Below are 12,198 nucleotides of genomic sequence, written 5' to 3' on the forward strand. Positions count from 1 at the left end.
ATAGCGAAAACCCTTGCTATATCTAGCTTTAAATATATCGCTTTAACTAATTCTTAACTGTAAAAATTACATACTTTTTCACTATTTTTCAGTTAATAAAAAGTGTGATTTTCTTGATATAAAGTATAACCATTTGATTTATAATAGATTTCAAGATTTTACGTGGGTAAGATGACGAAAAAACATTTCAGTTAAGAGAGGGAAAAGCGATAGATAAATGGTAGAGTGTAAAATATGCGGCGCAAAAGCCCTAATAAACAAAAGTCAAAGAGAACATAAGGAATTTACTAAACTTTATTGCACCTGTAAAAATCGGGATTGTGGGCATAAATTCGTATTAAATTTAGAATTTAGTCACACAACAAAGCCTAGTAAATTAAAAGAACAAGATTATTTTAAATATATCCTCACTTGCTTACCGAATGACAAAAAACAAGAAATTCTAGAAGTGTTAATGAATGATCAAGCGCAAAGTGCCTTAAATTTACATTCTTCCACATAATCGCCCCATTTTTGCATAATTTCTTGTCGGGAGCGCCATTTTTTCGATTTATCGTACGCCGCGCGAACCTTACCGCGGTTCTCATGGGATAAACAAAGCTCAATGGCTTCTGATGAAAAAATATCAAGCTCATGAAGATAAGTGCTGGCAATACTGCGTAAGCCGTGAGCGACTAACAAATCTTTAAATCCCATTCGTTTTAATGCCACATTAGCCGCACCGCTATTCATAGGGCGATTATAAGGCGCAACACGGCTACAAAATACATATTTACGGTTGCCCGTATAACGGCTCATTTGCTCTAACACATTCAAGGCTTGAGAGGAAAGCGGAACACTATGCGCACGTTTGCCGCCTTTCATTCGCTCTGCCGGAATATGTAAAGCTTTCGCCTCCCAGTCAATATCCGCCCATTCTATCGTCACCGCCTCGGAACTTCTCAAAATGCTCAATAACTGCCACTCGATTAAAAGTGCGGTCGGTTTCTTCACATCAGCCCCTTGTAACACTTGGAATAGGCGCGGCAAATCTTCCGGCTTAATGGTCGGATGATTTCTCGTCTCTACATAAGTAAATTCATCGTGAATATTGCGAAAAGGATTCTTAATAATTAAATCCTCATCTTCTGCCATTCTAAAAATCTGATTAATCGCAATATTGATTTTATAAAGCGTATTGGAATTTTTCAGCGGTGAAAGTGCCGGGCCAAAAGTCTCATAATTTGCCTCATCAATCGGCAAATCTCCAATTTTAGGGAATAAATGCAACTCTACGCGGCGAAAAGCCTCATTAACGGTTTGTGCCTTGAGTCTCCCCAATTTCAAGCGCTTATCACGCCATCTCATCGCCATTTCAGCAAAGGTGATTTTCTTTTCCTCTACAACCTCATTTAAAGATTGACGATACTTTAAGGGATCAACATTACGCAAAATAAGTCCCCTATATTCCCGCGCTAATTCTCGTGCATGGATAATAGATAAATCAGGGAACGCCCCTAAACTAAGTTTTCTGTGTTTCCCCTGCTATTTATAGGCAAAGTACCAAATCTTAGCGCCATTGGGTTTAATTCTGATATAAAGTCCGCCCCCATCTGATTTAATGTATTCTTTTTCGGCGGCTTTAAGATTCTGAATCGTTGTATTTGTCAAAGGTTTAACTATTTTGCTCATATCACATCATCTCATAAAGAATAAGGTGTAATCGCATTTTTAGATCCCTCGTAAAAAGCCCTAAACAGTGAGGGATCTAAACAGGGATCTAAAAAGTGCGGCTATAAGCAATCAGAAATAAACAGTAATGAACATCTATGAATAGTAAGTCATTGAAATATTAATGAATTTTTATCTGAAATGAACATTGGTGAACGTTGATGAATTGTGTTCTGGCGGTGAGAGGGGGATTCGAACCCCCGATGCAGTTTCCCACATACACGCTTTCCAGGCGTGCTCCTTCAACCACTCGGACATCTCACCGTGCTGAGGTGCGCAAACTATAAAGATTTGCAGAAATTTAGTCAAGTTTTTTGAGCTATAATATAAAAATCTTCTTAAATTTTAGTTAGAATAACGATATTTTATCCATGTTTTGTCGTTTTTTTATGCACCTTAAATCATTATTTTCTAAAAATGTGTTTTTAGCCGTAAAACCTTTCAGTGCTTTGAAGGATTCATTTCGAGCCGGATACACAAAAAAATCATTCATTCGGGATATTATTGCGGGCTTAACCGTGGGGGTGATCGCTATTCCGCTTTCTATGGCGTTGGCAATTGCAAGTGGTGTACCGCCTCAACATGGGCTTTATACGGCTATTATCGCAGGAACGGTAATCGCAATTACGGGGGGCTCTCGCTTTAATATTTCAGGTCCTACCGCCGCTTTTGTGGTGATTTTGTATCCGGTAACCCAGCAATTTGGTTTGAGCGGTTTATTGATGGCAACGCTACTTTCCGGACTGATCTTAATTTTAATGGCATTATTTCGTCTTGGTCGGTTAATTGAATATATTCCATTGCCGGTAACTTTAGGTTTTACCTGTGGGATTGGGATTACCATCGGTACTTTACAAATTAAAGATTTTTTAGGGTTGAAGATTGAGCAAATGCCGGCACATTTTTTAGAAAAAATTCATGCAATTTTGACCGCACTTCCTACGATTAATTGGGCAGATACAGTGGTAGGCGTGGTAACTTTATTGGTATTAACCCAATGGTACAAATTACGCGTTGCCATACCGGGACATTTACCGGCAGTGATTATTGGCACAATGTTAGCGTTAGTTTTACAACATTTTGGATTTAATGTGGCGACGATTGGCTCCGCATTCCAATATACGTTGCCGGACGGTTCAATCGGGTATGGTATTCCAAATGTGTTGCCAGATCTTTCCTTACCGTGGAATATTCCTAATGCACAAGGTGAGTTGATTCAATGGAATTTTGATAGTTTGCAAGCCTTGTTACCGGCTGCATTTTCTATGGCGGTGTTAGGTGCGATTGAATCGTTACTCTGTGCGGTGGTGCTTGATAATATGACGGACACCAAACATCACTCTAATAATGAATTGTTAGCGCAAGGATTAGGAAATATTGTTTCCCCATTTTTTGGTGGAATCACGGCAACAGCGGCAATTGCACGTTCCGCAGCGAATGTCAAATCCGGTGCAGTTTCACCGATTGCCAGTGTCGTGCATGCGCTTCTTGTGTTATTTGCATTACTTTTTTTCGCGAAAGCCCTCTCTTATCTGCCTCTTTCTTCTATGGCTGCACTACTTTTAATCGTTGCGTGGAATATGGCAAGTGTACACGAAATCATAAATCTTGCCCGCCGTTCTAGCAAAAATGAGCTTACCGTATTATTTACCTGCTTAATTTTAACTGTATTGTTTGATATGGTAATTGCAATCAGCGTAGGGGTCTTGCTAGCGAGTCTCTTGTTTATTCGTACCATTGCGGAAATGACAAAAGCCATTGAATACAATGCACCGGACGATCTTAATGATGTTTTAGTCTATCGGATTAGTGGTCCTTTGTTTTTTGCAGCGGCAGATAAATTATTTTCAGATTTACACGATAAAACGGTACATACGGACCATGAAATCAAACATATCGTATTACAGTGTGATGCTGTGACAGTACTGGATGCTGGGGGAATTCATGCTCTCACAAGATTTGTGCAACATATGTTACCGCACCAGCAACTTTATTTGTGTAATATGCAGTTCCAACCGCTCAGAATGTTGGTGAAATCAAATACAGTACCTGAAATACAAAAAATTAATTTTTCCTCTGATTTACAGGAAACGTTTAATAAAATTCGCGATTTTGAGCAATCTAATCCATAATAAAAAACAAAAGCGTGCTAGAATAGTGCGCTTTTTTATAACATATTAAGGAATTTTCAATGCGCCCTAATAACCGAGAAAATCACCAATCCCGCCCAATAAAAATTACCCGTCATTACACTAAACATGCCGAAGGTTCGGTTCTCGTTGAGTTTGGTGACACGAAAGTCCTTTGTACCGCTACGGTGGAGGAGACTGTGCCGCGTTTTTTAAAAGGTCAAAATCAAGGTTGGGTGACCGCTGAATATGGTATGTTGCCGCGCTCTACACACAGCCGTATGCAACGAGAAGCGGCAAAGGGTAAACAAGGCGGGCGAACAATGGAAATTCAACGTTTAATTGCCCGCTCTTTACGTGCGATGATTGATTTAAAAGCCTTAGGCGAAAGGTCAATGACCTTAGATTGTGATGTGATTCAGGCTGACGGTGGTACCCGCACTGCCTCAATTACCGGCGCGGCTGTTGCATTATGTGATGCGGTTAATGGTTTAATTGAGAATGGTACGTTAAAAACAAATCCGATTAAAGGCTTGGTCGCAGCTGTTTCCGTGGGTATTGTTGAAGGGGAAGCCGTTTGTGATTTAGAGTATGTGGAGGATTCTGCGGCTGAAACCGATATGAATGTCGTGATGATGGAAGATGGACGTATGATTGAAGTACAGGGTACAGCAGAAGGTGAGCCGTTTAGCCACGAAGAATTGCTGACTTTATTGGATTTGGCTAAACAAGGTTGCCAACAAATTTTCGTCGCACAACGTGAAGCATTGGGATTATAAGGATTAAAAATGGAACAATATAAACGTGATTTTATTGAGTTTGCGCTAAGCAGGAATGTATTAAAATTCGGCGAATTTACCTTAAAATCCGGACGCAAAAGTCCGTATTTTTTCAATGCGGGTTTATTTAATACAGGGGCAGATTTAGCACGTTTAGGCGAGTTTTACGCTGCTGCTATTCAAGCAAGTGCGGTCGATTTTGACGTTATTTTTGGGCCAGCCTATAAAGGGATTCCGATTGGTACGACAGTGTCCGTAGCATTATTCAACCGTTACAATATTGATAAACCGGTATGTTTTAACCGTAAGGAAGCTAAAGATCATGGTGAGGGCGGTAATTTAATCGGCAGCCCACTGGAAGGAAAAATCTTGTTAGTAGATGATGTGATTACAGCAGGAACAGCGATTCGTGAATCAATGGAACTTATTCAGTCAAATAATGCCGAATTGGCTGCTGTCTTGATCGCCTTGAATCGTAAAGAACGTGGTCAAGGTGCACTTTCCGCCATTCAAGAAGTTGAACGTGATTATCAATGCCGAGTGTTATCCATCATTGATTTAGATGATTTAATGCAATTTATTGAGCAAGATCCTCAATATCATGATTATTTGCCGACAATGCATGCTTATCGAGTGGAATTTGGGGTATAAAACTTGATAAATCAATCTTTATCTCCATTTTAGAAAAACATTGGCAAAATTAACCGCACTTTAGAGGAAAAGAATGAATTTTATTGGAAAAATTTTAGGTGTGTTTATTGGCTGGAAAATGGGCGGATTTTTTGGCGCTATTGCCGGGCTCATTTTAGGTTCTATTGCGGACAAAAAGTTATATGAATTAGGCGCAGTGAATTCAAGTTTTTTCAAACGAAAAACCACACGTCAAGAACTTTTTATGCAAACGACTTTTGCTGTGTTGGGGCATTTGAATAAAGCTAAAGGGCGGGTGACGGAAGAAGATATCCAAATAGCCAATCAGCTAATGGCACAAATGAAGTTGGATGATAACGGTCGTCGCCTTGCTCAAGAGGCTTTTCGCCGTGGTAAAGAAGCCGATTTTCCAATTCGCCAGGTTATTCGTGAGTTTCGTATCGGTTGTGGACAACGGGCTGATTTGTTACGAATGTTCTTACATGTGCAAGTACAAGCGGCGTTCTCTGACTCTCAATTACATGAGGGCGAAAAAGAAGTGCTTTATGTGATTGCGGAAGAACTTGGGCTTTCCCGTATGCAATTTGAGCAAATGATTGCTATGGAGATGGCAGCCAGAGCTTTCACACAGGGCGGATTTTATCAGCAATATCAACAGGGTGCATATCAACAACAAGGCAGTTATCAATATCAGCAAAACAACAGTGGGTATCAACGTGCTTCCGGCCCGACCTTAAGTGATGCTTATAAAGTGCTGAGTGTTAATGAATCGGATGATCAGAGTACGGTTAAAAGGGCTTATCGTCGTTTAATGAATGAGCATCATCCTGATAAGCTCGTGGCGAAAGGCTTACCGCCAGAAATGATGGAAATGGCGAAAGAAAAAGCACAACAAATTCAATCAGCTTACGATTTAATTTGCAAGTCGAAGGGTTGGAAATAAAACGTGCGTGTTATTCTCGCACCTATGCAAGGCGTATTGGATCCTTTCGTACGCCAACTTCTTACTGAAATCAACGACTACGATTTATGTATTACGGAATTCGTCCGTGTAGTTGATCAGCTTCTTCCTAAAAAAGTATTTTACCGTTTATGCCCTGAACTAAAAAATCAGGGATTTACGCCCTCAGGTACACCCGTGCGGGTTCAGTTACTTGGACAACATCCCGATCCTTTAGCCGAAAACGCCATTCGTGCGATTGAACTCGGTTCTCACGGGATTGATTTAAATTGCGGTTGCCCTTCTAAAACCGTAAATGGTAGTCATGGCGGTGCGGCATTGCTCAAACAACCTGAATTGATTTATCGTGCAACACTGGCTTTACGAAAAGCAGTGCCGAATCCCTATACTGTCAGTGTTAAAGTGAGGTTAGGTTGGGATGATATTTCCCAAGCCATTGAGATTGCTGATGCGGTACAACAGGGTGGTGCGACAGAGATCGCTATCCATGGTCGAACTAAGGCAGACGGATATCGTGCCGATCGAATTAACTGGGAAAAAATTGGTGAAATTCGCGAATATCTCTCCATTCCAGTCATTGCAAATGGTGAAATTTGGCATTGGCAAGACGGACAAAATTGTCTCGCGAAAACAGGTTGTGATGATCTTATGGTGGGGCGGGGAGCATTAAATATACCGAATTTAAGCCGTGTTCTAAAATCAAATGCACCGAAAATGCTATGGTCGGATATCCAGACGATATTACAAAAATATGCCGAAATGGAAAATTTTTATGATTCCGGTTTTTACCATGTCGCACGTATTAAACAGTGGTTACGTTATTTGAATAAAGAATATGATGAAGCCAATATTGTTTTTGAAAAGATAAAAACCTGTCAAACGGCTGAGGATTTAAGACAAAGATTAAATCAAGATATTTGAAATAAAAGTGCGGTCAAATTTGACCGCACTTTTTGTATTTAGAGTTGAATATATCCATCGTAAATATGAGTGGCATCACCTGTCATATAAAGCGGATGACCTTCTCCTTGCCATTCAATCATAAGGCTTCCTCCCGGCAAATCAACTTGTATGTTGTTATCAAGCAAACCTTGCATTATTCCCACCGCCGCAGCAGCACAAGCTCCGCTACCGCAGGCTTGTGTTTCACCGGCGCCACGTTCATAAACACGTAATTTAATATGGTGACGATTGATTACTTGCATAAATCCGACATTAACCCGTTCAGGAAAGCGTTCGTGACTTTCTAATAAAGGACCAAGTTGTTCAACATTTGCTGTTCGAATATCTTCCACTTGTACTACACAATGGGGGTTTCCCATAGAAACTGCACCGCATAACACTGTTTGAATATCTGTGCGTAAAATGTAATTTTTTTCAAATTTATTTGCTATAAAAGGGATTTTTGCCGGTTCCCAAATAGGTTCGCCCATGTTGACACGAATTTGTCCGTTGTCTTTTACGGTTAAAATCATTTTGCCTTTTTGCGTGCTGACTGAAATATCTTTTTTATTGGTTAAACCTTTAAGTGTGACGAATCGTGCAAAACAACGTGCGCCATTACCGCATTGTGATACTTCGCTACCATCGGCATTGAAAATACGGTAATGAAAATCTAAATCGGGATCGTAGGGTGGTTCTACGATCAACAGTTGATCAAAACCAATTCCACGGTAACGATCTGCAAGGCGTTTAATGGTTTCAGGTGTGAAGTAAACATTTTGTGTAATGGCATCGACCACGACAAAATCATTGCCTAAACCATGCATTTTGGAAAACTGCATTTCCGATCCTTAATTCTTTTCAAAATGATATTGCGGCATTATAGTAAGCAATGAATTGAATGGCAAACAGCTGAAAATAAGAGGTAAAAATAAAAAAGTGCGGTTGGTTTTGACCGCACTTTGTTGGTTAAGAGTTACATCCATGCGTTGTTACGAATAATTCCAACAGCAATACCTTCAATTTCAAAATTAGGTTGTTCTGCCAAATTTACAACAATAGGCTGAAATTCCTCGTTTTCAGCATGGAGATAAATAATTGAGCCTTTGCGTTCAAAACGTTTTACAGTGACTTCATCTTCAATGCGTGCGACAACAACCTGTCCATTTCGTACGTCTTTTGTGCTATGCACAGCCAGTAAATCACCATCTAAAATACCAATGTCTTTCATGGATTGACCATAAACTTTCAATAAAAAATCTGCTTGTGGTTTGAACATACTGGCATCTACGCTGTAAGTTGCTTCAATATGCTGTTCGGCAAGAATCGGTTCGCCTGCTGCAACTCGACCAATCAACGGTAAACCTTCCATTTCATCGTTAGCGCTATCATAATCACTTAGGATGCGAATACCGCGTGACGCACCGGCGATAATTTCAATGGCACCTTTGCGGGCGAGTGCTTTTAAATGTTCTTCAGCCGCATTAGGGGATTTAAACCCGAGTTCACGTGAAATTTCTGCACGAGTTGGGGGCATACCGGTAGTTTCTAGATGTCGCTTTAATAAATCCAGCACTTCTTGTTGTCTATTGGTTAATGGTTTCATATCCACTCCTGTCGTTATATACAGATTTTTTGATATTATATACAGAGGGCAGGCTATTGCAACTGTTATTTATATTCTATGGAAAATTTTAAGGAGTGATAAAGAAGCTAATGTGGTATTATTGTGACGATAATTGAATAACTAAAAGAGAACCTAATTATGTCGAGTCTCGTGAATGCTTACCGTAAATTATTAGAATTTCCACTGTCATTTTTGGTAAAAAATAACCCTATTCCGGCTAATCCTGCTGAAGAGCTTCAACTTAATCTTTCCCAACCTATCGTCTATGTCTTACCTTACACTTCACAAACGGATTTTGTTATTTTTCGCCGCAATTGTTTGAGCTTAGGCTTACCTGACCCAGCAGAAAAAAATGATATACAGGGTGTGATGTTGCCCCGTTATGTGTATTTGGATGAAGGACGTCGATTTTTTAAATCGAAAGGAGCGAAAGATGAAACCATTCAGGTTTTTAATAAATACTTGGAATTACACCGCACTTTTGCAGATTTAGATGTGCAGCTCGTGCCGGTTTCTGTGCTTTGGGGGCGCTCTCCGGGGCATGAGGATAAATCTGGTTTACCTAATTTGCGTTTACTAAACGGCATACAGAAAACCTTTGCAGCAATTTGGTTTGGGCGTGATACTTTTGTGCGTTTTTCTCAAGCAGTTTCATTGCGCTATATGGCAAATATGCATGGTTCCGATGAAAAAATGGCGCAAAAATTAGCACGGGTTGCAAAAATGCATTTCGCTCGCCAGCGTATTTCCGCAACAGGTCCACGTTTGCCGAATCGAGAAGCGATGTTTAATAAATTGTTGCAATCAGCACCGATTCAAGTAGCGATTGATGATGAAGCAAAAAGCAAAAATATTAGCCGTGAAAAAGCAGAAAAAGAAGCTTACAAAATTTTAGATGAAATTGCAGCGGATGTGAGCCATTCAAGCCTTCGTGCGGCGGATCGTTTCTTGCGTTGGTTATGGAATAAATTGTATTCCGGTATTGATGTCCAAAATGCGGATCGTGTCCGTAAACTTGCCCTTGAAGGACATGAAATTGTTTATGTCCCTTGTCATCGTAGCCATATCGATTATTTATTACTTTCTTATGTACTTTATCATCAAGGGTTAGTACCGCCTCATATTGCAGCAGGAATTAATCTGAATTTCTGGCCGGTAGGACGTCTTTTCCGGAGTTGGGGGGCATTCTTTATTCGCCGTACATTCAAAGGAAATCGTCTCTATTCGGCGATTTTCCGTGAATATTTGGCGGAATTATTTCATCGAGGCTATTCTGTGGAATATTTTATTGAAGGCGGGCGTTCCCGTACCGGTCGTTTGCTTGCTCCGAAAACGGGAATGATGTCGATGACATTGCAAGTACTTCAGCATAATCAGACCAGACCAATTTCCGTGGTGCCGGTATATGTCGGTTATGAACATGTATTGGAGGTAGATACTTACGCCAAGGAATTACGAGGTGCGGCAAAAGAAAAAGAAAATGCCGGTTTAGTGATTCGTGTTATTAAAAAATTACGTAATTTAGGGCAGGGTTTTGTGAATTTTGGCGAGCCCATTACACTATCAAATTACTTGAATCAACATTTTCCGGATTGGAAAGAAAATCATCATGAGGAAAAACCACAATGGTTTAACCATGCAGTGAGTGAGATTTCCAACCAAGTGATGGTAAATATTAACAAAGCGGCGGCAGTTAATGCGATGAATTTGGTTGGAATGGCGTTACTTTCTTCCCGTCAGCGAGCACTTTCCCGTGAACAATTAGTGGAACAACTTAATAGTTATCAACAAATGTTACAACATGCACCTTATTCGGAAGATATGGTGATCCCAAAAGATTCATCTAAAACAATGTTGGAGCATGTATTGAGTCTTGATCGTGTCGGCGTACTGGTTGAAAAAGATAATTTTGGTGAGATTGTTCGCCTTGAACGCACTTCTGCCGTGTTAATGACCTACTATCGCAACAATATTCAACATGCTTTTGTACTCCCTTCTTTAGTCGCAAGTATTGTTTTGCATTACGAAACGATTCAAAAAGACTTATTGTTGGATGCGGTGAGTAAAATTTACCCGTTCTTACAAGGGGAATTATTCTTGCATTTCAATCAAGACGAGCTAAGAGTACAAATTAGTAAAATCATTGCTGAATTTACCCGTCAGGAAGTGATTTATTCTAGCGAAAACCTACTTTCAATTAATCGGCCGAAAGTGCGTATCTTGCAGCTTTGGGCTGCAGGAGTGCGGGAAATTTTGCAGCGCTATTATATTACTGTCACCATTTTGCAAAAAGATCCAAAAATCGCCCGTGCTACACTAGAAAAAGAGAGCCAATTGGTCGCACAACGTCTTTCGGTGTTACATGGTATTAATGCGCCGGAATTTTTTGATAAAGCCGTGTTCTCTACCTTTATTGCCAGCCTGAAAAACGAAAACTATTTTGATGAACAAGGTAACGGAAATCTCGCTTATTTAGATGAGCTTTCTTCTATCCTTGAACATCTCATTTCAACAGAGATCAGTTTGACTATCAAAGGTACAGTTGAAAAGGCTGAAGAGATGAAATAGCACAAAAGTGCGGTTAGAATTTATTGTATTATCAAATAAAATTGATTGATAAGGATGAAGAAATATCTTTTGTTTTACTGAGCATTAAGGGATATTTTCTATAAAAAAGCGGGCTAAATGACTAGCTCGCTTTTTTATTTTTAGCAATAGACTATTTAATCACACCACAGGCCATACGAGCACCGCCACCGCCAAGTGGGGCAGGGTGATCTGAGTGATTATCGCCTCCAGCATGAATCATAATGGAATGTCCACGAACCTCATCTAAATGTTTAATACGTGGCGCTAAAACCGGATTGGTTGATGTGCCATCGTGTAATACGGTTAATGCTGGTAAATCCCCTAAATGGGCATTATCTTGCCAAGGATAGCCGTGTTGTTTAGTTTCTTTTGGATCCCAGTGACCACCGGCAGCCAAACCGGCAGTGAGTTTGCCGTCTTTTTCTTTCGGTTCACAGCTTGGATTCTGGTGGAGATGGAAACCGTGTAAACCTGCCGTTAAACCTTGTAAGTTTGGTGTGAAAACTAAACCGTAAGCAGATTCAGTGATCGTCACTGTACCCACATCTTTATTACCGTTTGTCGGGTCAAGCTGTTGTACTTTAACTTCAATTGATTTATCGGTTGCTTGTTGTGCATTTGCGATAGCGGATGTGCACACAGCGGTTAATGTTAATGCTAAGAGAGTTTTTAGATTCATATAAGCTCCTTATTTTTGGAAAACTCGGGGTCATTGTAATCAAATTTAAATAATAATTTGACTATTTTTTATAAAAAAACACATTATTGTGAGATTGGTAGAGACAGGCAAACGTTATTCAAGAAGATTGA

Annotated in this window: 11 protein-coding genes, 1 tRNA gene and 1 pseudogene; 7 read left to right on the forward strand and 6 right to left on the reverse strand. The window is 40.0% G+C overall.

Going from position 1 to position 12,198, the window contains the following annotated elements; genetic code table 11:
- Positions 1-217 precede the first annotated feature (217 nt).
- Positions 218-502, forward strand: a complete 285-nt coding sequence (locus BKK47_RS04120) for an ogr/Delta-like zinc finger family protein (RefSeq protein ID WP_077493642.1) — start codon at positions 218-220, stop codon at positions 500-502.
- Here the strand turns inward: BKK47_RS04120 and BKK47_RS04125 are convergent.
- From BKK47_RS04125 to BKK47_RS04130, 3 genes and pseudogenes are all read right to left on the reverse strand, one after another.
- On the reverse strand, positions 463-1,431 hold the full coding sequence (locus BKK47_RS04125; protein ID WP_244149107.1) for a tyrosine-type recombinase/integrase: 969 nt from the start codon (positions 1,429-1,431) through the stop codon (positions 463-465). The two genes, BKK47_RS04120 and BKK47_RS04125, sit on opposite strands and share 40 nt — an antisense overlap.
- 27 nt (positions 1,432-1,458) lie before the next feature.
- Positions 1,459-1,671 (reverse strand): annotated as a pseudogene (locus BKK47_RS12825) (Arm DNA-binding domain-containing protein); the annotation flags it as partial.
- Between the two features lie 213 nt (positions 1,672-1,884).
- Positions 1,885-1,974, reverse strand: a tRNA-Ser gene (locus BKK47_RS04130).
- A gap of 125 nt (positions 1,975-2,099) precedes the next feature.
- Here BKK47_RS04130 and dauA point away from each other — a divergent pair.
- From dauA to dusC, 5 genes are all read left to right on the forward strand, one after another.
- Positions 2,100-3,842 carry a C4-dicarboxylic acid transporter DauA gene (gene dauA / locus BKK47_RS04135; protein WP_077493667.1) on the forward strand — a complete coding sequence of 581 codons (1,743 nt, stop codon included), beginning with the start codon at positions 2,100-2,102 and terminating at the stop codon, positions 3,840-3,842.
- A 59-nt stretch (positions 3,843-3,901) separates the two neighbouring features.
- Positions 3,902-4,618 carry a ribonuclease PH gene (gene rph / locus BKK47_RS04140; RefSeq protein ID WP_077493643.1) on the forward strand — a complete coding sequence of 239 codons (717 nt, stop codon included), beginning with the start codon at positions 3,902-3,904 and terminating at the stop codon, positions 4,616-4,618.
- Between the two features lie 9 nt (positions 4,619-4,627).
- Positions 4,628-5,269: an orotate phosphoribosyltransferase gene (gene pyrE, locus BKK47_RS04145; RefSeq protein WP_077493644.1), complete on the forward strand. Its 642-nt coding sequence runs from the start codon at positions 4,628-4,630 to the stop codon at positions 5,267-5,269.
- Between the two features lie 73 nt (positions 5,270-5,342).
- Entirely contained in the window at positions 5,343-6,212 is an 870-nt protein-coding gene (djlA, locus tag BKK47_RS04150; protein ID WP_077493645.1) for a co-chaperone DjlA, read from the forward strand.
- A 3-nt stretch (positions 6,213-6,215) separates the two neighbouring features.
- Positions 6,216-7,151: a tRNA dihydrouridine(16) synthase DusC gene (gene dusC, locus BKK47_RS04155; protein WP_077493646.1), complete on the forward strand. Its 936-nt coding sequence runs from the start codon at positions 6,216-6,218 to the stop codon at positions 7,149-7,151.
- Positions 7,152-7,189: 38 nt separating this feature from the next.
- Here dusC and dapF read toward each other — a convergent pair whose 3' ends face one another.
- On the reverse strand, positions 7,190-8,014 hold the full coding sequence (dapF, locus tag BKK47_RS04160; protein ID WP_077493647.1) for a diaminopimelate epimerase: 825 nt from the start codon (positions 8,012-8,014) through the stop codon (positions 7,190-7,192).
- 134 nt (positions 8,015-8,148) lie between these two features.
- Complete coding sequence (gene lexA, locus BKK47_RS04165) at positions 8,149-8,778, reverse strand: transcriptional repressor LexA (protein WP_026215339.1); 630 nt, start codon at positions 8,776-8,778, stop codon at positions 8,149-8,151.
- Positions 8,779-8,937: 159 nt separating this feature from the next.
- Here lexA and plsB point away from each other — a divergent pair, with 159 nt between their 5' ends.
- The gene (gene plsB / locus BKK47_RS04170; RefSeq protein ID WP_077493648.1) at positions 8,938-11,367 is read left to right on the forward strand and encodes a glycerol-3-phosphate 1-O-acyltransferase PlsB; all 2,430 of its coding nucleotides are present in this window, start codon (positions 8,938-8,940) and stop codon (positions 11,365-11,367) included.
- Between the two features lie 151 nt (positions 11,368-11,518).
- On the opposite strand, the gene sodC is transcribed toward plsB, so the two are convergent.
- Positions 11,519-12,067, reverse strand: coding sequence for a superoxide dismutase family protein (gene sodC / locus BKK47_RS04175; protein ID WP_077493649.1), 549 nt, complete (start codon positions 12,065-12,067; stop codon positions 11,519-11,521).
- Positions 12,068-12,198 lie beyond the last annotated feature (131 nt).

The sequence above is a fragment of the Rodentibacter mrazii genome, assembly GCF_001998825.1.
Lineage (GTDB): Bacteria > Pseudomonadota > Gammaproteobacteria > Enterobacterales > Pasteurellaceae > Rodentibacter > Rodentibacter mrazii.

What these genes read in the sequence shown, in the direction of transcription:
- plsB (WP_077493648.1), top strand. Translation starts at nt 8,938, where the DNA reads ATGTCGAGTCTCGTGAATGCTTACCGTAAATTATTAGAATTTCCACTG.
- rph (WP_077493643.1), top strand. Translation starts at nt 3,902, where the DNA reads ATGCGCCCTAATAACCGAGAAAATCACCAATCCCGCCCAATAAAAATT.
- BKK47_RS04120 (WP_077493642.1), top strand. Translation starts at nt 218, where the DNA reads ATGGTAGAGTGTAAAATATGCGGCGCAAAAGCCCTAATAAACAAAAGT.
- djlA (WP_077493645.1), top strand. Translation starts at nt 5,343, where the DNA reads ATGAATTTTATTGGAAAAATTTTAGGTGTGTTTATTGGCTGGAAAATG.
- dapF (WP_077493647.1), bottom strand. Translation starts at nt 8,014, where the DNA reads ATGCAGTTTTCCAAAATGCATGGTTTAGGCAATGATTTTGTCGTGGTC.
- sodC (WP_077493649.1), bottom strand. Translation starts at nt 12,067, where the DNA reads ATGAATCTAAAAACTCTCTTAGCATTAACATTAACCGCTGTGTGCACA.
- dauA (WP_077493667.1), top strand. Translation starts at nt 2,100, where the DNA reads ATGCACCTTAAATCATTATTTTCTAAAAATGTGTTTTTAGCCGTAAAA.
- pyrE (WP_077493644.1), top strand. Translation starts at nt 4,628, where the DNA reads ATGGAACAATATAAACGTGATTTTATTGAGTTTGCGCTAAGCAGGAAT.
- lexA (WP_026215339.1), bottom strand. Translation starts at nt 8,778, where the DNA reads ATGAAACCATTAACCAATAGACAACAAGAAGTGCTGGATTTATTAAAG.